Source organism: Dysosmobacter welbionis (assembly GCF_005121165.3).
In the GTDB taxonomy this organism is placed as follows: domain Bacteria; phylum Bacillota; class Clostridia; order Oscillospirales; family Oscillospiraceae; genus Oscillibacter; species Oscillibacter welbionis.
On the sequence record NZ_CP034413.3, the window covers coordinates 3368516 to 3391732 of the forward strand.

The 23217-nt window shown below is 62.3% G+C and carries 23 protein-coding genes and 1 pseudogene; 18 read left to right on the top strand and 6 right to left on the bottom strand.

Translation table 11 applies throughout. The features are described 5' to 3' along the window. Nucleotides 1-35 precede the first annotated feature (35 nt). The gene (locus tag EIO64_RS17620; RefSeq protein ID WP_021749416.1) at nt 36-839 is read left to right on the top strand and encodes an energy-coupling factor transporter transmembrane component T family protein; all 804 of its coding nucleotides are present in this window, start codon (nt 36-38) and stop codon (nt 837-839) included. Here EIO64_RS17620 and EIO64_RS17625 read toward each other — a convergent pair. Further along, the gene (locus tag EIO64_RS17625; protein WP_119310876.1) at nt 832-1080 is read right to left on the bottom strand and encodes a hypothetical protein; all 249 of its coding nucleotides are present in this window, start codon (nt 1078-1080) and stop codon (nt 832-834) included. The two genes, EIO64_RS17620 and EIO64_RS17625, sit on opposite strands and share 8 nt — an antisense overlap. Nucleotides 1081-1281: 201 nt before the next feature. On the opposite strand from EIO64_RS17625, the gene EIO64_RS17630 reads away from it, so the two are divergent. Together EIO64_RS17630 and EIO64_RS17635 are read left to right on the top strand one after the other, a co-directional pair. After that, nucleotides 1282-1440 (top strand): helix-turn-helix domain-containing protein, encoded by a 159-nt coding sequence (locus EIO64_RS17630; protein ID WP_249390730.1) that lies wholly within the window; start codon nt 1282-1284, stop codon nt 1438-1440. A 192-nt stretch (nt 1441-1632) separates the two neighbouring features. Beyond that, nucleotides 1633-2529, top strand: a complete 897-nt coding sequence (locus EIO64_RS17635) for a L,D-transpeptidase (protein ID WP_021749419.1) — start codon at nt 1633-1635, stop codon at nt 2527-2529. A gap of 107 nt (nt 2530-2636) precedes the next feature. On the opposite strand, the gene EIO64_RS17640 is transcribed toward EIO64_RS17635, so the two are convergent. Continuing rightward, nucleotides 2637-2885, bottom strand: a complete 249-nt coding sequence (locus EIO64_RS17640) for a hypothetical protein (RefSeq protein ID WP_025544875.1) — start codon at nt 2883-2885, stop codon at nt 2637-2639. A gap of 161 nt (nt 2886-3046) precedes the next feature. Here EIO64_RS17640 and EIO64_RS17645 point away from each other — a divergent pair, with 161 nt between their 5' ends. The 9 genes and pseudogenes from EIO64_RS17645 to EIO64_RS19080 all read left to right on the top strand — a co-directional run bounded on the left by EIO64_RS17645 (nt 3047) and on the right by EIO64_RS19080 (nt 10900). Further along, nucleotides 3047-3274: a helix-turn-helix domain-containing protein gene (locus EIO64_RS17645; RefSeq protein WP_021749421.1), complete on the top strand. Its 228-nt coding sequence runs from the start codon at nt 3047-3049 to the stop codon at nt 3272-3274. Nucleotides 3275-3344: 70 nt separating this feature from the next. Then, the gene (gene truA / locus EIO64_RS17650; RefSeq protein ID WP_136891708.1) at nt 3345-4061 is read left to right on the top strand and encodes a tRNA pseudouridine(38-40) synthase TruA; all 717 of its coding nucleotides are present in this window, start codon (nt 3345-3347) and stop codon (nt 4059-4061) included. Nucleotides 4062-4091: 30 nt separating this feature from the next. Next, nucleotides 4092-5291 carry a DUF5711 family protein gene (locus EIO64_RS17655; RefSeq protein ID WP_021749423.1) on the top strand — a complete coding sequence of 400 codons (1200 nt, stop codon included), beginning with the start codon at nt 4092-4094 and terminating at the stop codon, nt 5289-5291. A gap of 88 nt (nt 5292-5379) precedes the next feature. Further along, nucleotides 5380-6051, top strand: coding sequence for a CvpA family protein (locus tag EIO64_RS17660; protein ID WP_207754060.1), 672 nt, complete (start codon nt 5380-5382; stop codon nt 6049-6051). A gap of 52 nt (nt 6052-6103) precedes the next feature. Continuing rightward, nucleotides 6104-8421, top strand: a pseudogene (locus EIO64_RS17665) (ATP-dependent Clp protease ATP-binding subunit). A gap of 25 nt (nt 8422-8446) precedes the next feature. After that, nucleotides 8447-8656, top strand: coding sequence for a hypothetical protein (locus EIO64_RS17670; protein ID WP_021749426.1), 210 nt, complete (start codon nt 8447-8449; stop codon nt 8654-8656). Between the two features lie 72 nt (nt 8657-8728). After that, nucleotides 8729-9550: an EFR1 family ferrodoxin gene (locus EIO64_RS17675; RefSeq protein WP_119310880.1), complete on the top strand. Its 822-nt coding sequence runs from the start codon at nt 8729-8731 to the stop codon at nt 9548-9550. Next, nucleotides 9534-10457, top strand: coding sequence for an esterase/lipase family protein (locus EIO64_RS19075; RefSeq protein WP_346730053.1), 924 nt, complete (start codon nt 9534-9536; stop codon nt 10455-10457). The genes EIO64_RS17675 and EIO64_RS19075 overlap by 17 nt, the downstream gene beginning before the upstream one ends. Next, nucleotides 10394-10900: a hypothetical protein gene (locus tag EIO64_RS19080; protein WP_346730054.1), complete on the top strand. Its 507-nt coding sequence runs from the start codon at nt 10394-10396 to the stop codon at nt 10898-10900. The genes EIO64_RS19075 and EIO64_RS19080 overlap by 64 nt, the downstream gene beginning before the upstream one ends. An 18-nt stretch (nt 10901-10918) precedes the next feature. Here the strand turns inward: EIO64_RS19080 and EIO64_RS17685 are convergent, their stop codons facing one another. After that, nucleotides 10919-12103 carry a D-alanyl-D-alanine carboxypeptidase family protein gene (locus tag EIO64_RS17685; RefSeq protein ID WP_119310881.1) on the bottom strand — a complete coding sequence of 395 codons (1185 nt, stop codon included), beginning with the start codon at nt 12101-12103 and terminating at the stop codon, nt 10919-10921. A 212-nt stretch (nt 12104-12315) separates the two neighbouring features. On the opposite strand from EIO64_RS17685, the gene EIO64_RS17690 reads away from it, so the two are divergent. Then, nucleotides 12316-13383 carry a hypothetical protein gene (locus tag EIO64_RS17690; protein WP_119310882.1) on the top strand — a complete coding sequence of 356 codons (1068 nt, stop codon included), beginning with the start codon at nt 12316-12318 and terminating at the stop codon, nt 13381-13383. A gap of 118 nt (nt 13384-13501) precedes the next feature. After that, nucleotides 13502-15319 carry a DNA helicase RecQ gene (gene recQ, locus EIO64_RS17695; RefSeq protein ID WP_119310883.1) on the top strand — a complete coding sequence of 606 codons (1818 nt, stop codon included), beginning with the start codon at nt 13502-13504 and terminating at the stop codon, nt 15317-15319. A 60-nt stretch (nt 15320-15379) separates the two neighbouring features. Here the strand turns inward: recQ and rpoD are convergent, their stop codons facing one another. Further along, a complete protein-coding gene (gene rpoD, locus EIO64_RS17700; RefSeq protein WP_136891710.1) occupies nt 15380-16840 on the bottom strand; it encodes an RNA polymerase sigma factor RpoD in 1461 nt (486 codons plus the stop codon). Continuing rightward, the gene (dnaG, locus tag EIO64_RS17705; RefSeq protein WP_136891711.1) at nt 16830-18623 is read right to left on the bottom strand and encodes a DNA primase; all 1794 of its coding nucleotides are present in this window, start codon (nt 18621-18623) and stop codon (nt 16830-16832) included. Before dnaG ends, rpoD begins: the two co-directional genes overlap by 11 nt. Nucleotides 18624-18848: 225 nt before the next feature. On the opposite strand from dnaG, the gene EIO64_RS17710 reads away from it, so the two are divergent. After that, nucleotides 18849-19451, top strand: a complete 603-nt coding sequence (locus EIO64_RS17710; RefSeq protein WP_021749438.1) for a 4'-phosphopantetheinyl transferase family protein — start codon at nt 18849-18851, stop codon at nt 19449-19451. A gap of 53 nt (nt 19452-19504) precedes the next feature. Here EIO64_RS17710 and EIO64_RS17715 read toward each other — a convergent pair whose 3' ends face one another. Further along, nucleotides 19505-19954 (bottom strand): CBS domain-containing protein, encoded by a 450-nt coding sequence (locus tag EIO64_RS17715; RefSeq protein WP_021749439.1) that lies wholly within the window; start codon nt 19952-19954, stop codon nt 19505-19507. 166 nt (nt 19955-20120) lie between these two features. On the opposite strand from EIO64_RS17715, the gene EIO64_RS17720 reads away from it, so the two are divergent. From EIO64_RS17720 to gltA, 3 genes are all read left to right on the top strand, one after another. After that, nucleotides 20121-20810, top strand: a complete 690-nt coding sequence (locus EIO64_RS17720) for a Crp/Fnr family transcriptional regulator (protein ID WP_021749441.1) — start codon at nt 20121-20123, stop codon at nt 20808-20810. Nucleotides 20811-20979: 169 nt separating this feature from the next. Next, complete coding sequence (locus tag EIO64_RS17725; RefSeq protein WP_025545016.1) at nt 20980-21822, top strand: sulfide/dihydroorotate dehydrogenase-like FAD/NAD-binding protein; 843 nt, start codon at nt 20980-20982, stop codon at nt 21820-21822. Between the two features lie 2 nt (nt 21823-21824). Next, nucleotides 21825-23216 (top strand): NADPH-dependent glutamate synthase, encoded by a 1392-nt coding sequence (gene gltA / locus EIO64_RS17730; RefSeq protein ID WP_021749443.1) that lies wholly within the window; start codon nt 21825-21827, stop codon nt 23214-23216. Nucleotide 23217: the final 1 nt, after the last annotated feature.

Below are 23217 nucleotides of genomic sequence, written 5' to 3' on the forward strand. Positions count from 1 at the left end.
GCGGGAGCTGCTGGCGCTGAGAAGGGGGAGACGGGATGCTGAAGGACATCACCCTGGGCCAGTTTTTCCCCGGCGACACCGTGGCCCACCGCCTGGACCCCCGGACGAAGATCCTGCTGGTGGTCCTTTACATCGTGGCGCTGTTCTGCGCCAAGAGCCTGCTGGCCTACGGCATTCTGGCGGCGGTGCTGGCAGTGTGTGTCCGCATCTCCCGAGTAGGGATCAAATCCCTGGTGCGGGGGCTGAAGCCGGTGGTGTTCATCATCGTGTTCACCGGCATTTTGAACCTGTTCTTCACGCCGGGAGAGCACATCCTGGCAGAGCTGGGCTTCCTGCGGATCTCCGCGGAGGGTCTGCAGAACGCCGTGTTCATGGTGCTGCGGATCATGCTGTTGATCATGGGCACGTTCCTGATGACCTACACCACCAGCCCCATCAGCCTCACCGACGGGCTGGAGCGCCTGCTGGGCGGATTGAAAAAAATCCATGTGCCGGTCCATGAGCTGGCCATGATTATGTCCATCGCCCTGCGGTTCATCCCAACCCTGATTGAGGAGACAGACAAGATCATGTCCGCTCAGAAGGCCCGGGGCGCGGACTTTGAGAGCGGGAATATCATCCAGAAGGCCAAGGCCCTGATCCCCATTCTGGTGCCGCTGTTCATCAGCGCCTTCCGCCGGGCGGACGAGCTGGCGGTGGCCATGGAGTGCCGCTGCTACCACGGCGGCGAGGGACGCACCAAGCTCCATGTGCTGCAGTACGAGGGGCGGGACTATCTGGCCCTGGCGCTGGGGCTGGCCGTCACCGCGGGGATCATCGTCCTGCGGCAATTTACGTAACGATTTGCCGGTCCACGGACTGGCTGCCCAGGGTGAGGCCCAGCCGCAGGCCGATGGCAAAGGCAGCCGTGCCCCAGCGGAGATAGCGGCTGGAGAGGAGATCACAGACCTGGATCTGCATGTCCTGCGGCATGGACATCCGGTCCAGCGCCGCCTGGATTTCCGCCTCATCATAGGGCGCCTGCTCCTGCATCAGATGGTCGCCGTAGGTATCGAACAGAAGCTCAAAAACGGATGGCATAGGAGACACTCCTTTGCGAATACAGCTTTTTATGGTATCATTTCGGAATGATGAAACCAGTATAATACAGAAATTTCTGTAAGTCAACAGAACGATCAGAAAAAACTGTATTTTAAGAAAGGGAATGGTCCTTTGGATGTTTTGACTACCTCAGCCAGAATTAAGGCCCGCTGCAAAGCGCAGAAAATTTCAGTCAAAAATTTGCTGGAGCAGACACAGATCAACCGGAATTTTATCTATGACCTGGAAAAAGGCGGACAGATTCCGTCAGCGGAAAAGCTGGAACGCATCGCTGACTATCTGGACTGCTCTGTGGACTATCTGCTGGGGCGGACAGACAACCCGGCGGTCAACCGCTGACCGGCCTCACCGGAAGAGGATTTTCTCCGGGGGGAATGTAGGGGAGACAGTCTGCCGTCCGGCTGCCCCGCATTTTCAATCGCCCGGAGCTGGTAATCATCGAGATCCGTCCGGACGCATGACTGGAAATCATGGATAGTGGACATGGCCTGATTCGGAGCGGCTGTGTTTTGGCAGAGAGGGGAGAGTCCTATGAAGAAGCAGAACATCTGGCTTTGGGCCCTGACTGCGGCTGTGGTTTTGCTGGCAGCAGCCCTGGCGGAGACGCAAGGACAGCTGGGGGAACTTCAGACGGCGTATTCCGCGCTCCAACAGGAGGTGGGAGAACTCCGCCTGGACTTGAAAAGCACACAAAACCGCCTCCAGGAGCAGGAGGAGGCGCTGGAACGAGCGGCCGCCCAAACCGCCCCGCAGCCGGAGGAGTCGCTGCTGGAGCGCTATGAGCTGACGCCCCTTCGGCTGGACGCCGCGGCCCATCAGGTGGAGCTTGGGGTGTCCCTGACCCTGACTACGCCGGACCAGTCGGCGGAAGCCACCCTGAATGTCTATCAGGGCGGCGCGGAGCGCAAGCGTCTGGCCCAGGTGGAGCTGACCCGGTCCGGGGATGGAATCTTCTCCGGTCAGGCGGCGGTGCCTGCGGACAGCACCTCACTCCAGATTCTGGTGACGGTCCGGACCGGCGGCGATACGGCCACAGAGCGGCTCTATGAGGGCCGTGCCACCGGATTGTTGCCGATGGCGCTGTCCAGCCGCAGCGGAGAGGCGGCCCTGCAGGAAGGAGAAGCCCGGATTACCGCCGCCGTCCGGCTGCGTGAAAAGGCGGCCGCAGCCTCCGAGCAGACATTCCGCCTGTACCGGAACGGTCAGTTGGAGGAGACCATCCCGGCCGCCTCCGGCCAGGAATCCGGCACCTGGGAGGGCACCGGGACGGTATCCTGCGCCGCCGGGGACCAGCTGGAGGTGCGGTTCTTCTGCGTGGACGGCCTGGGCCTGGGATATGAGTTCCCTGTCCGGACCTGGACGGTAAAGGAGGACCGGCTGGCGCCGGGCTGGCCCGTCACCAACACCCCGGTGCTGGTCTGGCCGTAAACGGGACGGGGCGCTGGCGGAAGAGGCGCAGGACGGCAGGAGATTCCGGCCGCCCCGGAAGGCTTATCCCCGGATACATGAACTGCGGCGCCGCACAGGGGAGTCCGTCAGATCCGTAGACGGCGACCGGAGCAATCCTGCATCAGCGAGAGGCCCAGCCCCAGGCCGATGGCGAAGGCAGCTGTGCCCCAGCGGAGATAGCAGCTGGAGAGGAGATCACAGACCTGGATCTGCATGTCCTGCGGCATGGACATCCGGTCCAGCGCCGCCAGGATTTCCGCCTCATCATAGGGCGCATACTCTTGCATCAGGCTGTCGCCGTAGGTGTCGAACAGAGTTTCCGAAATGCTTGTCATGGGGATTCCTCCTTAATATGTGTTGTTCCGATATCCTTTTTGTGGTATGGTATTTCTTATTTATACGCTAAACGGATTTTATCATGTAATAGCGTGATTATCAAGATGCTTTTCACGTTTTTTCGTGATTTTAGAGCTTTACAAAAGGCGGGGCAAATTTTATGTATGTTACACAAGACATTGCAGACCGCATTAAATGGCGCCTCAAAGAAAAAGGCATCCGCACAAAAGATATGCTGTCTGATTTGAACATGGGAATTAACGCGATATCAGAATTTGCAAAAGGCAAGCAAATGTCCTGTATTGCCCTTGCTCGCATCGCCGACTATCTGGACTGCTCTGTGGATTATCTGCTGGGGCGGACAGACAACCCGGCGGTCAACCGCTGAGTTGCCCTGCCGGATAAAAAGAGCGTTCCCGCCGGGAACCCCGGGCGGCGGAACTGCCAAAGGAGAGCTTATGCGCAACATTGCCCTGAAACTCATGTACAACGGCACCGCCTACCACGGGTGGCAGGTGCAGAAGAACGCGGTCACCGTCTGCGGGACCCTGGAGAAGGCCATTGCTGACATCTGCGGCGGCCCGGTACACCTCACCGGCTGCGGACGCACCGACGCCGGTGTCCACGCGGAGCACTACATCGCCAACTTCCGCACGGAGAGCCGCATTCCCGTGGACCGGCTCCCCTTCGCCGTCAACACCCACACGCCGGAGGACATCGCGGTGAAGGAGGCCTTCGAGGTGGCGGAGGACTTCAACGCCATCGGCTCCTGCATCAAGAAGGAGTACACCTACCGCATCTACAACTCCCGGTTCAAGAACCCATTTTACGTCAACCGGGCCTACTTCTATCCCAAGCACCTGGACGAGGAATTCCTGAACCGGGCAGCGGGGATGTTCGTGGGCACCCACGACTTCGCGGCGGTGCGTTCCGTGGGCACGGAGACGAAGTCCACTGTCCGCACCATCTATTACTGTGACGTGACCCGGAACGGAGATCTGCTGGAATTGAAGGTCTGCGCCAACGGCTTTTTGTATAACATGGTACGGGCCATCACCGGCACCGTGCTGTACGCGGCGGAGGGCAAGTTCACCCCGGAGGACATCCCCGGCATTCTGGAGCGGGGGGACCGCACCGCCGCCGGTCCCACGGTGCCGCCGGGGGACTGTACCTGACAAGACTTTGGTATGAGGATGAACGGCTCAATGGCTGATACGACGAACGACATCTGGAACGACAACGACGGGGAAGAGGACGAGGCTCCCCGGAAGGGCGGACGGCTGCGCCGCTTTGGGATCTTCTTTCTGGTGCTGGCGGCGGTGCTGGGCGTGGTGCTCGTGGCCGCGTACCGGGACGGCACCGGCTTTGACGCCCTGCGGCGGCTGTGTTCCTACGGCAGCGGAGAGGAGAGCACTGCTGAGGCCCAGTACGACTACGACGCCTCCGACAGCAACCGCTTTGCCGTCCTGGGGGATTCCCTGGTGGTGCTCTCCGACACAAAGCTGCAGGTCCTGGCGCGGGGCGGAGAGGAGATCTGGTCCACATCCGTGCGGATGAGCGCCCCTGCCCTGGAGACGGGCGGCGGCCGGGCTGTGGCTTACGACGTGGGGGGCACAGAGCTGTATGTGGTGGACGAGGGGGGCGAGATCCTCACGCTCACCGCACCGGAGGACGCCCCCTATTTCTCCGCCCGGCTGAATGAAGACGGTTGGCTGGCTGTGACCACAGAACTGCCGGGCTACAAGGGCGGCGTCACCGCTTATAACAGCCAGGGGACGGAGGTGTTTTCACTCACCGCGTCGGACCGGTTTGTCATCGACGCCCGGGTGACAGATGACGATAACACTCTGGCGGTGGTGACCTTAGGCCAGGAGAACAGCGTGTTCGTCAGCAACATGGTACTTTACAGCCTGGAGACGGCAGGAAATGTAGACCCGGCGGCCGACTACGATGTGACCGACGGTCTGGTGGCTGCCGTCGGAGAGCAGGACGGCCAGCTGGTGACGGTGTCCGACACCTGCCTGACCTACGCGTCCCCGGCCGGGGAGGTGCGCGCTACCTACTCCTATGCCGGCAGCTATCTGCGGGAATACGACTTGCACGGGGACGGCTTCACCGCCCTGCTGCTGAACCGGTACAAGTCCGGCGGTGTGGGCCGGTTGGTGACGGTGGACACGGACGGGCAGGAGATCGCCGCCCTGGACGTGAACGAGGAGATCCTCAGCATCTCCGCTGCCGGACGGTATCTGGCGGTGCTGTATATGGACAGCGTGGTGATCTACACAGAGGAGCTGGAGATCTATGCTCAGCTGGAGGGCACGGACTACGCCCGGTCGGTTCTGATGCGCCAGGATGGCTCTGCCCTGCTGCTGGCGGCAGAGAGCGCCCACCTGTTCCTGCCTTGAGTGGGAAACATTGATCTTGGAATTCACAAAACGTTTACGAGCAAAAAGGTAGGCAAGCATGACAACACCTGTTATAATAGACGTGATTATGGCTGTGGTTTTGATCGCTGCGGTCATCTACGGTGCCCACAGGGGCCTTTTCCGGGCCCTGGCGGGATTGGCGGTGGTGATCGTGGCCCTGGTGGGGGCGGCCATCATCGCAAATACCCTGGCCGCCCCGGCGGCCCGTCTGGTGACGCCCCTGATCCGGGAGCAAATCGAGACGAAGGTGGACGAGGCTATGGCCCGGCAGTCCCAGGAGGTCCAGATGCCGGAGGAGGACGTGGACGAGGGCTTCGCCATCGAGGACCTGCTGGCCCTGATGGGACTGGACGAGGACGTGCGGAACTCCCTGGCCAGCCAGACGCAGGAGAAGATCCAGGACACCGGCGTCTCCTTGGTCATGGCCGTGGTGGAGAGTCTGGCCCAGTCCATTCTCTATGCGGCGCTGTTCCTGGTCTCCTTCGTGGGACTGACGATCCTGCTGAAGCTGCTGATCCGGGCTATGGACTTGGTGCTGCAGCTGCCGGGGCTGCACCTGGTCAACGCCCTGGGCGGCGCCGTGATCGGCCTGATCGAGGGGGCCTTGGTGCTGTTTCTGGCCATCTGGGTTCTGCGGCGCTTCGGCGTCTCCTTTGAGACAGACACCGTCTCAGCCACCCATATTTTACGATTTTTTGCGACACACACGCCCCTGAGCGCGCTGTCGCTTCTGCAATGACGAACGGGGCCGTTGCCCCGCCGGCGTCACGATTTCTGGAGGGATTTACACGATGCAGCCGACACTTTGTTCAAGATGCAAGAAGAACGTGGCCGTTGTCTTCATCTCCAAAATGGAGGGGGACAAGACCACCAACGAGGGCCTGTGCCTGAAATGCGCCAAGGAGCTGGGCCTGCCCCAGGTGGACGATATGATGAAGCGCATGGGCATTTCCGACGAGGATCTGGACACGCTCAACAGTGAGATGCTCCAGGCCATGAGCGGCGTGGAGAATATCGAGGACCTGCCCGGCGGCGAGGACGCCGGGGAAGAGGAGGAAGAGGGCAAGACCGCCACCTTCCCCTTCCTGAACCGCCTGTTCTCCGGCGAGGCCGCCAAGGGCGGCGAGAGCGGCGGCCAGGAGGAAAGCGGTGCCCGAAGCCGGGAAAAGGAGCGCAAGGACCCTAAGAACGGCAAGCGCAAATATCTGGAGAACTACTGCATCTCCCTGACGCAGCGGGCCCAGGAGGGAAAGCTGGACCCGGTGATCGGCCGGGAGCAGGAGATCGAGCGGGTGGTGCAGATCCTGAACCGCCGCCAGAAGAACAACCCCTGCCTGATCGGTGAGCCCGGTGTGGGTAAGACCGCCATCGCGGAGGGGCTGGCCCAGCGGATCTCCAAGGGCGACGTGCCCTTCAAGCTGCGGAACAAGGAGGTCTACCTGCTGGATCTGACAGCTCTGGTGGCCGGCACCCAGTTCCGGGGCCAGTTCGAGAGCCGGATGAAGGGCCTTATCGACGAGGTGAAGCGCCTGGGGAACATTATTTTGATGATCGACGAGGTTCACAACATTGTGGGCGCCGGCGACGCCGAGGGCAGCATGAACGCCGCCAACATCCTGAAACCCGCCCTCTCCCGGGGCGAGATCCAGGTGATTGGCGCCACCACCTTCAACGAGTACCGCAAGTCCATCGAGAAGGACACCGCTCTGGAGCGGCGGTTCCAGCCGGTGACGGTGAACGAGCCCTCCATTGAGGACTCTGTGCAGATTCTCCAGGGCCTGGCCCCAAGTATGAGCAGTACCACGGGGTGAAGATCTCTGAGGGGATCCTGCGTCAGGCGGTGCTGCTCAGTGAGCGGTACATCACCGACCGGTTCCTGCCGGACAAGGCCATCGACCTGATCGACGAGGCATGTTCCGACCTGAATCTGAAAGACCCGGATATCTCCCGCCGCATGGAGATTCAGCGGGAGCTGGACGACTATGAGAAAGAGCGCACCATGCTGGAGGAGCAGGAGGAGAAGGCCGAGGGCGACTACGCCCGCATGGCGGAGCTGAAGAGCAAGGAACTCCAGCTGAACACAGAGCTGAACAGTCTGCTGGAAAAGGGCGATCCACAGCTCTCCATGGAGAATCTGGCCCATGTTATCGAGCTGTGGACCAAAATCCCGGCGGCCAAGATCCGGGAGCAGGAGTTCCAGCGCCTGAGCCAGCTGGAAGTGCGGCTCAAGAGCCATATCATCGGCCAGGACGAGGCCGTGTCCGCCGTAGCCGCCGCGGTGCGGCGGAACCGGGTGGGCATCTCCCCCAAGCACAAGCCTGTCAGCTTCATCTTTGTGGGGCCCACCGGCGTGGGCAAGACAGAGCTGGTGAAGCAGCTGGCAACAGACCTCTTCAACACGCCGGATGCCTTGATCCGGCTGGATATGTCGGAGTTCATGGAGAAGCACTCCGTCTCCCGTCTGGTGGGCTCCCCTCCGGGCTACGTGGGGTATGACGAGGCGGGCCAGCTGACAGAGAAGATCCGCCGCAAGCCCTACGCCGTGGTCCTCTTCGACGAGATTGAGAAGGCCCATCCCGATGTGCTGAACATCCTTCTCCAGATCCTGGATGACGGCGAGATCACCGACGCCCACGGCCGCAAGGTGAACTTTGAGAATACCATCATCGTCATGACCTCCAACGCCGGCAGCGCCACCAAGGAGGGCACCGTGGGCTTCGGCCGCTCCGTGAACGAGCAGGACGCCGACCGGGCCATGAAGGCGCTCCAGCAGTTCCTGCGGCCGGAGTTCATCAACCGGGTGGACGCGGTCATCACCTTCAACCGCCTCAGCGAGGAGAACTTCCACGGCATCGCACGTATCATGCTGAACGAACTGGTGGGTTCCCTGAAGGAGAAAGGCATCACCTTCATCTACGACGACGCACTGGTGGAGCTTTTGACGAAGAAGTCCTACTCCCTGACCTACGGCGCCCGGAACCTGCGGCGCACCATCCAGAAGGAGCTGGAGGACCCCATGGCCACAAAGATCATCGACAGCTACGAGCATCCCATCACCCAGGTGAAGGCCACGGTGGAGGACGGTGCCATTCGGCTGTACACCCTGTGACCGGAGGAAGAGGAGAGGGAGGACCATGCTGTTTCGGAAGGATATGGATCCCCGCTGTGCCTACTGCCAGCGGGGCCAGCAGATCAACGAGCGGGAGGTGGCCTGCGTCAAGCGGGGCATCGTGGCGGTGGAGCACCACTGCCGGGCATTCAAATACGACCCCTTGAAGCGGGTGCCGCCCCGGCCGGCAGCGCTGGAGACTGAACGGCTGAAAGAGGAAGATTTTTCGCTGTAAGCAGCGTTCAGCACCCGCCTGGGGAAAATCCCCGGGCGGGCGCTGTCACAAATGGGAAGGAGAGGAGACATCATGGAAGTCAAGCGGATCTGCGCGGCGTACTGGAGCGCCACAGGCAACACAGACAAGACGGTGAACACCATCGCGGAGACCCTGGCGGAGAAGCTGGGCGTCCCTCTGGAGCGGAGGAACTTCACACGCCCGTCAGACCGGGCGGAGGATCTGTCTTTTACGGGGAGAGACCTGGTGGTGTTCGGTATGCCCACCTATGCGGGAAAGCTGCCCAACAAGATGCTGCCCTATGTCCAGCAGCAGATCCACGGGAACGGCGCCCTGGCGGTGGGGGTGGTCACCTTCGGCAACCGGTCCTACGACAACTCCCTGGCGGAGCTGTGCGCCGCGCTGGAGGCGGACGGCTTCCACACCGTGGCCGGGGGCGCCTTTGCCTGCCGCCACGCCTTTACGGACGCGCTGGCGGACGGCCGCCCGGACTGGGATGACAAGCGGCAGATGGGGGAGTTCGCGGCCCGCATTGCGGACAAGGTAAAAGACCTGACGGACATCCCTGCTCCGGTGGCCGTGCCGGGCGATGCGGCGGCGCCCTACTACGTGCCCAAGGGCACGGACGGCCAGCCCGTCAAGTTCCTGAAGGCCAAGCCCCAGACGGATTTGGGCAAGTGTACCGACTGCGGCGCCTGCGCCCGCCTGTGTCCCATGGGGGCCATCAATCCCTCCAACGTGGCGGAGGTGCCCGGCACCTGCATCAAGTGCCAGCGGTGCGTCCGCAAGTGCACGAAGCACGCCAAGTACTTTGATGACCCGGCCTTTTTGTCCCACGTGGCCATGCTGGAGCAGAACTTCACAGAACCCAAGGAGAATGAGGTGTATCTGTGAGGCGGTGGGTTCTTGCCTTTCTGATGGCGGTCACAGCCAACTGGGTTTCTCTGATCTATGCGTTTGGCCCGGTGAGCTGGCTCTTGACGACGATACTGCTTCTGGGGAGTTTCTCTATTTTAATCTGCGGCCCATTGAGAAGAGCGGTGCGCCTACAAAGCGGATCTGGTATTTGAAAAGCGGCTGCGAATTGCTGCGCCTGTTTTTGATTACAGCTACGGTCACAGTCTTTGTGCAGATGGTATGGCTGTGGTGCCAGATTTCCATGATAACGCCGGAGAACAGCCTTGCCGCTGGAACAGCTGTTGCAGGTGCGGCTTTTGGTGTTCTCTGGGCTGTCTTGCTGGAGGCCATCGTCTTCTGGAACGGCATGATCCGGGTGTATCTCACCTCCGTCCAGCTGGGGCTGAAGCACCGGGTGCTGGCGGCCCTGTGCGGGTGGATCCCCATTCTCAACATCTGGTATCTGCGGAAGATTATCCGCATCACCGCCGACGAGGCGGAGTTCGAGACGGAGAAGTGGGAGCTGGACACCGCCCGGGCGGAGAGCGAGATCTGTAAGACGAAATACCCGATCCTTCTGGTCCACGGGGTGTTCTTCCGGGACTTCCGCTATGTCAATTACTGGGGCCGCATTCCCAAGGAGCTCCAGCGCAACGGCGCAACAGTGTACTACGGACAGCAGCAGTCCGCCGCCGCGGTGGAGGACAGCGGGCGGGAGCTGGCGGACCGTATCCGGCAGATCCTGGCGGAGACCGGCTGTGAGAAGGTGAACATCATTGCCCACTCCAAGGGGGACTGGACAGCCGGGCCGCCATCGCCCACGCTGGATGTGCCCCCTGTGTGGCCAGCCTCACCACCATCAACACGCCCCACCGGGGCTGCATCTTTGCCGAATATCTGCTGAAGAAGATCCCTGCAGCGGCTCGGCAGAAGATCGCAGATACCTACAACGCCGCCCTGAAGCGGCTGGGGGATGAGGCCCCGGACTTCCTGGCGGCGGTGACAGATCTGACCGCCTCTGCCTGCGAGGCCAGGAACGCGGCTACCCCGGACGCCCCCGGCGTCTTTTACCAGAGCGTCATGTCCTATTGCAGAAAGGCCCAGCACGGCAAGTTCCCTCTAAACATGACCTATCCTATCGTCAAGCACTTTGATGGATTGAACGACGGGCTGGTGGCGGTGGACTCCGCCAAATGGGGCGATCAGTTCACCCTGCTGGAGCCAAGGGGGCACCGGGGCATCTCACACGGGGATGTGGTGGATCTGAATCGGGAGAACATTCCCGGCTTCGACGTCCGGGAGTTCTATGTCTCCCTGGTAGCGGATCTGAAAAACAGAGGCTTTTGAGCGGAAAAAAGCGGAGCGTCACAGGGACGCTCCGCTTTCGTGTTCCGTGGTGTCTTTTATGGTGGGGGCCACCGGTTCCACAAGGGGATCCGCCGCCCCGCCATCCTCTGTGGTGTCATCTGCGGGGGAACAATAGGTTTTGTACAGCGCCACATGGTCGTAGATGGCCCGCCAGGAGCTGTAAGCGTCTGCCGTCACACAGATATAGCGTCTGCCGTCCGCTGTTTCGCCGCAGCTGGCGGCGCAGTTGCCGGACTCCACCACATAGCCGGTCTTGGCGCCGGTGACCTCAATGCCGCCGGTATCCTTGTCCTCGATCCGCCGCAGGAACCAATTGGAGAGGATCTGCCCCTCCGGGTGGTCCGCAGTGGGGAGAGTCTCATAGGTCCGGGCCCCCAGCACCTCCCGGCACAGGTCGTTGTCCATGGCCGCCTCCAGGATCACCGCCATGTCGGAGACCGTGCACTTGTGGGCCTCGTCATACAGTCCCACGCAGTTGGTGAAGTGGGCGGTGTCCGCGATGCCAAGCTCCTCCAGCTTTTCGTTCATCAGCGCCACGAACGCCTCCTGGGAGCCCGCCACATAAGTGGCCAGCCCCAGCGCCGCGTCCGCACCGGAGGAGAGGATGGTGCCGTAGAACAACTCACGCACCGGGACCGTTTCGTCAACCATCAGCCCCACCACGCTGCACCCGTTGACATAGCAGTAGTCGGTGATGTCGATGGTCATGGTGAAGGTGTCGTCCAGCTCCGCTTCTGTGATGTGCTCAGCGGCCACCAGAACCGTCAGGACCTTCGTCATGGAGGCGGGAGAGATCACAGTATCCGCGTTTTTCTCCGCCAGGACCGTCCGGGTGTCCAGGTCAACCAGGACCGCGCAGCGGCTGGGAAAGTCCTCTCCCAGCTGGATCGTGTCCGGGCCGGACACGGCCCTGGCATAGGGCTCCGGCGCAGGGGCGCTGGCGACGGATGTCACCTGAAAGGGCCGTTCGGCCTTAACCATCTCCGGCGCAGGCTTTTCAATCAGCTGGGCTCCCACGGTCACCAGGCCTACACACAGAACGGCCAGCAGCCCGCAGGGCACCAGACGGCGAAGCAGCCGCCGCCGCTTTTCCCGCTGCTTCTTTCGGCGGGCCTCCGCCCGCTGGGCCCGCCGGGTGGCCCGCTCCTCGTCCGTGATAATGGGCTTGTACTCCTCGTCCATATCGGCGCTCCTATCTGAAAGGCGGGCCTGTCCGGCACCGCCGCAGTCTCGTACTCTTCATTATAACAGATGATGGAAGAAAATGCATCTCCTATTTTCCGGTTTGGCAGAGGGAATTTTATCCATCCGGCTTTTGACCCGTGAAAAACCGCTGTCAGGCCAAGTTGTTTTTGCATAGCCTGAGTGTAAGAACAACACTTGGAGGGGAGCGTATGGCTCAAGTTACCCATTTTTTCGCAGGCGCTAACAGCGGTGACGGCTTCCAGAACCTGTTTTCGGAGATCGTGGACCTGGAAGACACCTATGACCTGATGGTTTTGAAAGGCGGCCCCGGCGTGGGCAAGGCCACCTTCATGCGGGAGATCGGCCGAAGCATGGAGGAGGCCGGCACACCGGTGGAGTACTTATGGTGTTCCGGCGACCCGGATTCCCTGGACGGCGTGGTGCTGCCGGAGCTCCGCTGCGCCGTGGTGGATGGTACGTCGCCTCATGTGGTGGAGCCCCGGTACCCTGCGGCGGTGGACCGGTATGTGGACCTGGGGCGGTTTTACGACCTCACCGCCGCCAAGGCCGCGGCAGAGGAGGTGAAGGCTCATACCCGGGCCTACAAGGCCGCATATATCCGGGCCTATCACCATCTGAAGGCTGCCCGGCAGGTGGAGCTGGATGCAGTGGCGGCGGTGCGGAAGACCTTCGACCGGGAGAAGGCGGACCGCCGGACGGCGGGCATTCTCTCACGGGAGCTGCGCCGCCGGGGCGGTGAGGCGGGGAAGACCACCCGCCGCTTCCTGGGCAGTATTACCCACAAGGGGTACATCTGGCGGTTTGACAGTGTGGACGCCCTGTGCCCCAAGGTCTATGAGCTGGCGGACAGCTGGGAGCTGGCAGGGGAGATGCTTGCCCGGCTGCATCGGGCGGCGGCGGATAACGGCTGGGACACCATCGTCTGCTGCGCGCCGGAGGAGCCGGGGCGGATCGAGCACCTGCTGATCCCCGGACTGGGGCTGGCCTTCGTCACCTCCCGGCCCGGCATGGAGTACGGGCAGAAGCCCTTCCGCCGGGTGCGGCTGGACGCCATGACGGAACCTCAGGGCAAGGCCCGGCTGCGGTTCCAGACCCGGATGGCGGCACTCCTGCGGGAGGAAGGGGCCGCGGCGCTGAAAGACGCCAAAGCCAACCACGATAAGCTGGAGGCAGTCTACAACCCCTATGTGGATTTCGACGGTGTCCGAACCCTGGCGGCGCTGGAGGCGGGGCGGCTTCTCAGCTGGCTGGGTTGAATCAGATCAGGATGCGGGCCCCGGCGGTATACCGCCGGGGCCTTGCCTTATGCGAACAGATGTGCTACAATGCTGGAAGCGAAAACAGGGGCAAGACAGCCCCAGAGGGAACGGGACTATGACCAAGGAAGAAGCACTGAAAACCTATTACGGCTACGACGTCTTCCGGGGCGGCCAGGAGGCGGTCATCGACGCGCTGCTCTCTGGGCGGGATGCGCTGGCCATCATGCCTACCGGGGCGGGGAAGTCCGTCTGCTACCAAATCCCGGCCTTGCTGCTGTCGGGGATCACCCTGGTGGTCTCGCCTCTGGTGTCCCTGATGCGGGACCAGGTGACGCAGCTGGTGCAGATGGGCATCCCGGCGGCGTTTCTCAACAGCTCCCTAACCTTCCGCCAGTATCTGCTGGCCCTGGACCGGGCCAGGGCGGGGCGGTACAAGATCATCTACGTGGCCCCGGAGCGGCTGGAGACCGAGGGCTTCCAGGCCTTTGTGCGGGAGGCAGACATCTCCCTGGTGGCGGTGGACGAGGCCCACTGCATCTCCCAGTGGGGCCAGGATTTCCGGCCCTCCTACCTGAACATCCCCGCCTTTGTGGAGAGCCTGCCCCACCGGCCCCCGGTGGGAGCCTTCACCGCCACCGCCACGCCGGACGTGAAGGCGGACATCCACCGCCTGCTGGACCTGCAGGACCCGCTGGAGCTGACCACCGGCTTTGACCGGGAGAACCTGTATTTTGAGGTCCAGCAGCCTGCGGACAAGCGGGCGGCGCTGCTGGAGCTGGTGAAGGGCCGCCCCGGCAAGTGCGGCATCGTCTACTGTGCCACCCGGAAGAATGTGGAGGAGGTGTGCGACTTCCTCCGCCAGCGGGGGGTAGCCGCCGCCCGGTATCACGCTGGCCTGGCCCCAGAGGAGCGGCAGAGGAACCAGGAGGACTTCCTCTACGACCGGGTGCAGGTGATGGTGGCCACCAACGCCTTCGGCATGGGCATCGACAAGTCCGATGTCCGGTATGTCATCCACTACAATATGCCCAAGGACATGGAGAGCTACTACCAGGAGGCGGGCCGGGCGGGCCGGGACGGGGCGCCCTCCAGCTGCATCCTGTTGTACAGTGGCCAGGATGTGCGGACTAATGAGTTTCTCATCACCCACAGCGAGCCCCGGGAGGACTTGGATCCCCGGACGGCCGAGCAGCTGCGGGAGCGGGACCTGCAGCGGCTGCGGCAGATGACCGGCTACTGCCGGACACGCCGGTGTTTGCGGCAGTATATCCTGCACTACTTCGGCGAGCACGCGCCGGACACTTGCAGCGCCTGCTACAACTGCCTCCATAACTTCGAAGAGGTGGATGTCAGCCGGGACGCCAAGGCCATCGTGGCCTGCATTGCCAAAACCGGACAGCACTTCGGCGTGGGTGTCATCGCGGAGACCCTCTGCGGTGCGGACACGGAGCGGGTGCGGAAGTACCACATGGACCGGGAGGATACCTACGGCGCTTTGGGTCAGCTGACCCAGAAGGAGGTCCAGGAGCGCATCCGCTTCCTGCTGGACCAGGGCGTGCTGGAGCTGAGTCCGGGGCAGTATCCGGTGCTGCGGCTGACGGAGCGGGCGGAGGACGTGATGTACGGCGAATCGACGCTCCAGATGAAGACGCTGCGGGAGGACCGGTCCGCCCCGGCCCGCCGGGCGGCGGCCGGGGAGCTGGAGGGGGATGCGGCGGAGCTGTTCGGCCGCCTCCGGGCCCTGCGGGCCCAGTTGGCCCGGCGGCAGGGAGTCCCCGCCTACGTGGTGTTCTCGGACAAGACCCTGCGGGAGATGGCGATTTCCCGCCCCCGGACCACGACGGAGCTGCGTGCGGTCAGCGGCGTGGGCTCCGCCAAGGCGGAGCGGTACGGCCGGGACTTTCTGACGGTGATCCAGGACTTTCCGTCGTGACGGAGATCAGAAGAGACAACAGGCGCTGCCCCATGCGGGACAGCGCCTGTCTGTGTTTTTTCAGTTCAGAAAATCCTTCAGCTTTTTGCTGCGGCTGGGGTGGCGCAGTTTCCGCAGGGCCTTGGCCTCGATCTGGCGGATGCGCTCCCGGGTAACGTTGAATTCCTTGCCCACTTCCTCCAGGGTGCGGGTGCGGCCGTCCTCGATGCCGAAGCGGAGCTTTAGAACCTTTTCCTCCCGGGGAGTGAGAGTGGAGAGAACATCCATCAGCTGCTCCTTCAGCAGGGTGAAGCTGGCGGCTTCGCTGGGCTCACTGGCCCCCTCGTCGGGGATGAAGTCGCCCAGGTGGGAGTCCTCCTCCTCACCGATGGGGGTCTCCAGGGAGACGGGCTCCTGGGCAATTTTCAGGATCTCCCGGACCTTCTCCACCGGCATTCCCATCTCCGCGCTGATCTCATTGGGAGACGGATCATGGCCCAGCTCCTGCAGGAGCTGGCGGCTGACCCGAATCACCTTGTTGATGGTCTCCACCATGTGGACAGGGATGCGGATGGTGCGGGCCTGGTCGGCGATGGCCCGGGTGATGGCCTGCCGGATCCACCAGGTAGCGTAGGTGGAGAACTTGTAGCCCTTGGTGTAGTCGAACTTCTCCACCGCCTTGATCAGGCCCAGATTGCCCTCCTGGATCAGATCCAGGAACAGCATGCCCCTGCCCACGTACCGCTTGGCGATGGACACCACCAGGCGGAGGTTGGCCTCCGCCAGCTTCTGCTTGGCGGTCTCACCCTTGGCGTGGGCGGACTTCCAGGCGGCGATCTCCTCCTGGGAGTAGGGGATCTCCTGCCCCTCCTTCCGGAGCCGGTCGATCTCCGCCAGCTTCCGGTCGGCCTCGTTGCCCGCGCCCATGGCCTGGGCCAGGTCGATCTCCTCATCCGGGGACAACAGGGGCACCTTGCCGATCTCTTTCAGATACATACGGACAGGATCGTCGATGGAGAAGCTGTTCACCAGAGTGTTGGGATCCACCAGCTCCTCTTCCTCCACATCGGCGATCTCCTCTGCGGCGGGCTCGTCATCCGGCAGGTCCGCCAACAGGGCATCGTCGGCGCTGATGTCGATGTTCAGCGCCTCCAGGGAGTCGTAGAGCTGATCCATCTGATCGCTCTCCAGATTCAGGTCATCCACCGCGTCCATCAGATCTGCGGAGTCCAACTTGCCCTTCTTCTTACCGCGGGCCAGCAGTTCCCGCAGTTTTTCGTTGTTCATCAGCCAGGAGGCTGCGGGCAGCGCAGCCACCTGCTTGTCGTCCAGCCGGAGGATGCCGGCCTTCCGGGCCTCCTCGTCCGTCATGACGGCGGGGGCCTCCTGGGCCGTCTCCTCCCCCTTTTTCCGGGTGGACTTTTTGGCAGACTTTGCAGCCGGCTCCCTCTCCGCGGCCTTCTCCGCCGCATCTGCGGCCGCCAGGAGCGCGTCTGCCTGTCTCTTCAGCTCCTTGGGGCTCAACTCAAACTCATTTGCCATGCTGCTTTCCTCCAGTACCCTTTTTGTCTTTGTATTTTTCTGTGGCCGCCAGCAGCGGGTCGGCAGTCCCGCCCCCCAGCCGCTTCTCGGCCTCCGTCTGTACGATGCGTATGTAGTCCGCCAGCGCCTGTTGTCCGTTTCGCAGAGACTCCGGCTGCTGGCAGACGCCGGTGAGATGGTTCATCTCCTCCTGGGAGAAGAACTCCGCCTGGGCCGCCAGGGAGGGGACGCGTCCTGCCGCCTTGGCCTGCCACAGCGTGGTAAAGGCACGGCCCAGCAGTGGGGAGGAGAACTGCTCCTCCCGCAGGGGCGGCTCCTCCGGGAACAGGCTCTCGTCCCGGATCAGCAGCCGCAGGATGCCCTCCTCCGCCCGGGCGGAGCGGATGTTGTCGTATCGCAGCTCCCGCTCCTTGGGCTGGAGCTGGACCGCCGGGTTCAGGTCCCGCCGCAGCTCCTGCCGCTTCTCCCGGGAGAGGCGGCGTTTGAAGGCCCGCTGGACCTCCAGCCTCATGACCTCCGGCGTGATCTTGGCGGTCTCTGCGGCCCGGGTGGTGTAGATCTCCCGCTCTACCGGATTGGCAAGTGCGGCCAGCAGGGCGCTGACCTCCTCACAGTAGGCCACACGGGCCTCGTCACTGGAGAGGTCGTACTTACCCGCCACCTGGGCCATGCGGAACTCGATGCCGTTCTCACTGCCGGTCAGCAGCGCCTCGAAGGCGTCTTTTCCCTGGAGCTTGATGAAGTCGTCGGCGTCCTGCTTTACCAGTTCGCCATCCTCCGTCCGCCGCCGGGGCAGCTGAAGGACCTTGACCGAAAACTCCGAGTTGTTCAGGATCTCCAGCGCCCGCTCCGTGGCGATCTTGCCGGCGTTGTCATTGTCGTAGCACAGCACCAGCTCCTTCGTGAACCGGCTGAGGAGCCGTGTCTGCTCCACTGTCAAAGCCGTCCCCATGGAGGCCACTGCGTTGTCGAATCCCGCTTGGTGGAGCGTTACCACGTCGATGTTGCCCTCGCAGAGGATGATGTTGGACCGCTTGGATTTCTTGGCCAGATTCAGTCCGTACAGAACCCGCCGTTTGGAGTACACCGGTGTCTCCTGGGAGTTCATGTACTTGGGCTCAGACTTGTCCAGGACCCGGCCGCCGAAGGCCACCACGTCTCCCCGCACATCGATGACAGGAAAGATGAGCCGGTTGCGGAACTTGTCGTACAGGCCGCCGTTCCGGTTCTGCACCGCCAGGCCTGCCTCCAGCAGCTCCGACTTCGTGTAGCCCTTCTTCGTCATGGCCAGGATCAGCGCGTCCCAGGCATCCAGAGAGGCTCCCAGACCGAAGTTCACTGCCGTGGCCCTGCGAATTTTCCGCCGGTCCAGATATTCCTGCACCGCCCGCCCCTCCGGCTGTTGGAGCATCTGATAGTAGAACCGGGCCGCGTCCCGGTTCAGGTCCAGCAGACGCTGGCGCCTGCGGCCCGCCTCCCGGTCGCCGTCCTCCTCCGGCACCTCCATCCCCGCCCGTTTGGCCAGAAAGCGCACCGCATCCGGGAAGGAGAGATTCTCCTCCTCCATGATGAAGTTGATAACGCCGCCGCCCCGCTTGCAGCCGAAGCAGTAGTAGATCTGTTTGTCCGGAGAGACGGAGAAGGAGCCGGTCTTCTCACTGTGGAAGGGACACAGACCAAAGAGATTCGCGCCCTTTCGGGTCAGCTGCACATAGCTGCCCACCACGTCCACGATGTCACTCCGGGCCATCAGCTCGTCCAGAAAGCTCTGGGGAAAGGGCATGTCAAGGTCTCCTCCTTTCGGTGAGTGTTGCCAGATTTCCCGAGGGTCATACCCGAAAGCGAGGGCGTACCCAAAACGAGACATTTTAGATATACCCCGTTCTTTTGGGATTTCCTCTTTTTTTGCTGGATTTTTTCAAAAAGTTTTTGCCTAGTGGGTTTACAGACTGCCGCGGCCTGCGTAAAATGGTAGAAAAGCGTCGAAGCGGCGGAGAGGAGGCGTGAGATGTCCATCGAGCTTTGGGCGGCCCGGTTGGAGCGCCCGCTGACGGAGCGGGAGACGGAGGCCATGCTGCCCCTGCTGCCCCCGGAGCGGCAGGAGCGGCTGCTGCGGATCAAGCAGTCGGAAAAGCGGCGGGAGCCCCTGTGCGCCTATCTCATTCTACGCCATGCCTTGTGGGAGCAGTACCGCTGGCGGGAGCTTCCGCCTATCCGGCTCACCTCTCTGGGCAAGCCCTACTTCCCGGATTTCCCAGAGGTCCACTTCAATCTGAGCCACACCACCGGCGCGGTGCTGGTGGCCCTGTCCGGGGAGCCGGTGGGGGTGGATATCGAGCACATCCGGCCGGTGAGCGAGCGGGCCATGCGGCGTCTGGCGGATGTGACCACGGAACGGGCCTTCTTCCAGAGCTGGGTCCGGCGGGAGGCCCGGGCCAAGCGCAGCGGCGCCGGCGTGGGGACCATGCTGGCGTCGGAGACCCCGCTCCAGCCTGGGGAGCGATTCTATTTTCTGGACACCTTTCCGGGCTATGTGGCGGGAGTGGCCACCCGGGACGGGGGCCCGCCAGGCCAGGTGCGCAAATACTCCCTGGATGATATGATGGGATAAAAGCGGGGGAGAAAAAAGGCGGCGGGGCAGTGCCCCGCCGTCTCCCGGTCGGTTTATACGATCTTCCGCAAAGGCAGCGGCTCCGCCGCATCCTTCTGCTCCGCAAAGTAGCGGATGATGTCTTTTCGGGTGACGATCCCGGTGAAGTTCCCCAGGTCGTCCACCACAGGGATGAAGTTCTGGTTCATGGCGCTGTGGAGGAGCTCTTCCATGGTGACGGTGATCCGGACGGGAGGATAGCTGTTGCCCCGCAGAATGTCCCGGACCTGCAGCCGCTCCATGTCCTTCATGGAGTAGGCAGTCAAGGTCTCGCAGTCCTTGGACAGGAGCTGCCAGAGGAAATCCCCCTCACTGACTGTACCGACATATTTCCCATCCCGGCTGATGACGGGGATGGCGGTATAGCCGTGGTGCCGCATCTTTTCCAGTCCCTGACGGAAGGTGCAGTCATCGTACAGATAGGCGACGCTGTGCTTCGGGAGCAGAAAATAAGCTATGTTCACTTTGCTGCCTCATTTCTAAGGGCGGGGGCCCGCCCGTATTCGGCCTTTCCGGCCTTCTAAAAAAAGTATACAGGAAATGCCTGGGGAATTGGTGAATAATCTATGAAATCTGCCGGAGAACGGTCTTTACTTTTTCGACAGAGGCTGTTATTATAAAATGTGATATATGCAACAGAAGGGAGCGGCCGCGATGTTGACCCCACAGGAACTGAAAAAGAGCCCCTTGTTTCAGGACATCGGGTACGAGAATTACCAGCAGATGCTGGACTGCTTTCAGGCGGTGCAGCGGAGCTATCGGGTGGACGAGGTGATCTACGACTTCTCCGGCCCGGCTGGCAACGCCGTAGGCGTGGTGGAGCGGGGGGAGGCATCCCTGATCCGCATCGACGAGGAGGGAGTCGCCACTGTGCTGGAGGAGCTGGGCCCCGGCGGTGTGTTCGGCAAGAGCCTGGCGTTTTCCACCTCCGGCCGGGACAGCTTGGAAGTGGTCTGCCGCACGGCCTGCGACGTGGTGTTCATCGACTATCCCCATATTCTGAAGCGGTGTGAGCGGGCCTGCACCCATCATAGCCTGCTGGTGCAGAATATGCTGCGGCTGATCTCAGACAAGGCCCAGGCCCTGTCCGAGCGGGTGGACGTTCTCTCCCGCCGGTCCATCCGGGAAAAGCTCCTGTGCTACTTCAACCAGCTGGCGGAGAAGGAGGGGAGCCGGACCTTCCAGCTGCCCTTCTCCCTGAGTATGCTGGCGGATTACATCGCCACGGACCGCAGCGCCATGATGCGGGAGCTGAAGCGATTGAAGGAGGAGGGCGTCCTCCGGTCCGAGGGGCGGCGCATCACCCTTTGTACAGGATGATTGACCGGCCAGAAGGGGCGCTGGAAAGTTTGTTATTTTTTTCGCAGAATCCCCGCAAAAACGGATTGACTGCTTTCGGGGGTTGTGTTAAAGTATAGACAATGTGTCGTGTCGAAGGATACATCGCCGCAAATACCAAAATTCGATCATTCGGGAAAGAAGGAACACTATGTATCGTATCGTGAGAAAAGAGGCCCTCCGTCCCACCGTCACCCTGTATGAGATCGAGGCACCCCTGGTCGCCAAGAAGGCCCAGCCGGGCCAGTTCATCATCCTGCGCGTGGATGAGAACGGCGAGCGAATCCCCATAACGATCAACGACTATAACCCGGAGAAGGGCACCGTCACCATCATCGTCCAAACCGTGGGCGCCACCACGGAAAAGCTGAGCCGCATGAAAGAGGGCGACAGCCTCCAGGACTTTGTGGGCCCCCTGGGCAAGGCCACCGAGACCGAGGGCAAGAAGAAGGTCTGCGTGGTGGGCGGCGGTGTCGGCTGCGCCATCGCGTATCCCGTGCTGAAGAAGTTCCACGACTGCGGGGCCGAGGTCCACGCCGTCATCGGCTTCAAGAACAAGGATCTGGTGATCCTGGAGGATGAGTTCCGGGCCGCAAGCAGCGTACTGAAGGTCTGCACCGACGACGGCTCCTATGGCCAGAAGGGCGTTGTCACCGAGGCGCTGAAGGAGCTGATTGACGCTGGCAACCAGTATGATGAGGTGTTCGCCATCGGTCCCATGGTGATGATGAAATTTGTTTCCAAGACCACGGAGCCCTACGGCATCCCCACCACCGTTTCCATGAGCCCCATCATGATTGACGGCACCGGCATGTGCGGCGGCTGCCGCCTGAGCGTGGGCGGCGAGATGAAGTTCGCCTGCGTGGACGGCCCGGATTTCGACGGCCACAAGGTGGACTGGGATCTGGCGGTCAAGCGGAACCAGATGTATCGGGACTTTGAGGCCCACAAATATGAGGAGACCTGCAACCTGTTCAAGAAGGAGGCCGAATAATCATGGCCAATATGTCTTTGAAGAAGAATCCCATGCCCTCTCAGGAGCCCGATGTCCGCAACAAGAACTTCGACGAGGTGGCCCTGGGCTATACTGAGGAAATGGCCATCGACGAGGCCAAGCGCTGCCTGAACTGCAAGAACCCCAAGTGCGTGAACGGCTGCCCCGTGAACGTACATATTCCCGAGTTCATCGCCAAGGTGGCGGAAGGCAAGTTTGACGAGGCCTTCGGCGTCATCACCTCCACCAACAGCCTGCCCGCCATCTGCGGCCGTGTCTGCCCCCAGGAGAACCAGTGCGAGGGCCAGTGCATCCGGGGCATCAAGGGTGAGCCCGTGGGCATCGGCCGTCTGGAGCGGTTTGTGGCGGACTATCACAATACCCACGGCCATCAGGGCGGCGCTCCCGTCGTGCCGGAGAGCAACGGCCACAAGGTAGCTGTGGTAGGCTCCGGCCCTGCGGGCCTGACCTGTGCCGGCGATCTGGCCCGGAAGGGGTATGACGTCACCGTGTTCGAGGCGCTGCACCAGGTTGGCGGCGTGCTGGTGTACGGCATCCCGGAGTTCCGTCTGCCCAAGGCCATTGTGGCCAAGGAGGTGGCCCGGCTGGAACACTTCGGCGTGAAGATCATGACCGATACCGTGGTGGGCCGCACCATCACCGTGGACGAGCTGATGGATGAGATGGGTTTTGAGGCCGTGTTCATCGGCTCCGGCGCCGGCCTGCCTATGTTCATGAACATCCCCGGCGTCAACTACAAGGGCGTGCTGTCCGCCAACGAGTTCCTGACCCGCATCAACCTGATGAAGGCATACCTGCCCGATTCCGACACGCCCCTCATCCATCCCAAGAAGGTGGCCGTCGTAGGCGGCGGCAACGTGGCCATGGACGCCGCCCGGTGCGCCAAGCGCCTGGGTGCAGAGGTCTATGTTGTGTACCGCCGCGGCATGGAGGAGCTGCCCGCCCGCCGTGAAGAGGTGGAGCACGCCGAGGAGGAAGGCATCATCTTCAAGACTCTCTGCAACCCGGTGGAGGTGCTGGCGGACGAGAACGACGATGTGAAGGGAATCCGCTGCATCCGGATGGAACTGGGCGAGCCCGATGCCTCCGGCCGCCGCCGTCCCATCGAGGTCCCCGGCAGTGAGTTCGACGTGGACGTGGACTGCGTTATTATGGCCCTGGGCACCAGCCCCAACCCCCTGATCAAGTCCACCACCAAGGGCCTGGAAATCAACAAGAAGGGCGGCATCGTGGTGAACGAGGACGGTCTCACCTCCCGCGAGAATGTCTATGCCGGCGGCGACGCCGTCACCGGTGCTGCCACCGTCATCCTGGCCATGGGCGCCGGCAAGACCGCGGCTAAGGCCATCGACGAGGCGTTGAGCAAGAAGTAAG

What these genes read in the sequence shown, in the direction of transcription:
- EIO64_RS17645 (WP_021749421.1), top strand. Translation starts at nt 3,047, where the DNA reads ATGTATGTTACACAAGACATTGCAGACCGCATTAAATGGCGCCTCAAA.
- gltA (WP_021749443.1), top strand. Translation starts at nt 21,825, where the DNA reads ATGGCCAATATGTCTTTGAAGAAGAATCCCATGCCCTCTCAGGAGCCC.
- EIO64_RS17625 (WP_119310876.1), bottom strand. Translation starts at nt 1,080, where the DNA reads ATGCCATCCGTTTTTGAGCTTCTGTTCGATACCTACGGCGACCATCTG.
- EIO64_RS17670 (WP_021749426.1), top strand. Translation starts at nt 8,447, where the DNA reads ATGCTGTTTCGGAAGGATATGGATCCCCGCTGTGCCTACTGCCAGCGG.
- truA (WP_136891708.1), top strand. Translation starts at nt 3,345, where the DNA reads ATGCGCAACATTGCCCTGAAACTCATGTACAACGGCACCGCCTACCAC.
- EIO64_RS17690 (WP_119310882.1), top strand. Translation starts at nt 12,316, where the DNA reads ATGGCTCAAGTTACCCATTTTTTCGCAGGCGCTAACAGCGGTGACGGC.
- EIO64_RS17685 (WP_119310881.1), bottom strand. Translation starts at nt 12,103, where the DNA reads ATGGACGAGGAGTACAAGCCCATTATCACGGACGAGGAGCGGGCCACC.
- EIO64_RS19075 (WP_346730053.1), top strand. Translation starts at nt 9,534, where the DNA reads ATGAGGTGTATCTGTGAGGCGGTGGGTTCTTGCCTTTCTGATGGCGGT.
- dnaG (WP_136891711.1), bottom strand. Translation starts at nt 18,623, where the DNA reads ATGCCCTTTCCCCAGAGCTTTCTGGACGAGCTGATGGCCCGGAGTGAC.
- EIO64_RS17620 (WP_021749416.1), top strand. Translation starts at nt 36, where the DNA reads ATGCTGAAGGACATCACCCTGGGCCAGTTTTTCCCCGGCGACACCGTG.
- EIO64_RS17635 (WP_021749419.1), top strand. Translation starts at nt 1,633, where the DNA reads ATGAAGAAGCAGAACATCTGGCTTTGGGCCCTGACTGCGGCTGTGGTT.
- EIO64_RS17660 (WP_207754060.1), top strand. Translation starts at nt 5,380, where the DNA reads ATGGCTGTGGTTTTGATCGCTGCGGTCATCTACGGTGCCCACAGGGGC.
- rpoD (WP_136891710.1), bottom strand. Translation starts at nt 16,840, where the DNA reads ATGGCAAATGAGTTTGAGTTGAGCCCCAAGGAGCTGAAGAGACAGGCA.
- EIO64_RS17710 (WP_021749438.1), top strand. Translation starts at nt 18,849, where the DNA reads ATGTCCATCGAGCTTTGGGCGGCCCGGTTGGAGCGCCCGCTGACGGAG.
- EIO64_RS17675 (WP_119310880.1), top strand. Translation starts at nt 8,729, where the DNA reads ATGGAAGTCAAGCGGATCTGCGCGGCGTACTGGAGCGCCACAGGCAAC.
- EIO64_RS17640 (WP_025544875.1), bottom strand. Translation starts at nt 2,885, where the DNA reads ATGACAAGCATTTCGGAAACTCTGTTCGACACCTACGGCGACAGCCTG.
- EIO64_RS17720 (WP_021749441.1), top strand. Translation starts at nt 20,121, where the DNA reads ATGCAACAGAAGGGAGCGGCCGCGATGTTGACCCCACAGGAACTGAAA.
- recQ (WP_119310883.1), top strand. Translation starts at nt 13,502, where the DNA reads ATGACCAAGGAAGAAGCACTGAAAACCTATTACGGCTACGACGTCTTC.
- EIO64_RS17725 (WP_025545016.1), top strand. Translation starts at nt 20,980, where the DNA reads ATGTATCGTATCGTGAGAAAAGAGGCCCTCCGTCCCACCGTCACCCTG.
- EIO64_RS17655 (WP_021749423.1), top strand. Translation starts at nt 4,092, where the DNA reads ATGGCTGATACGACGAACGACATCTGGAACGACAACGACGGGGAAGAG.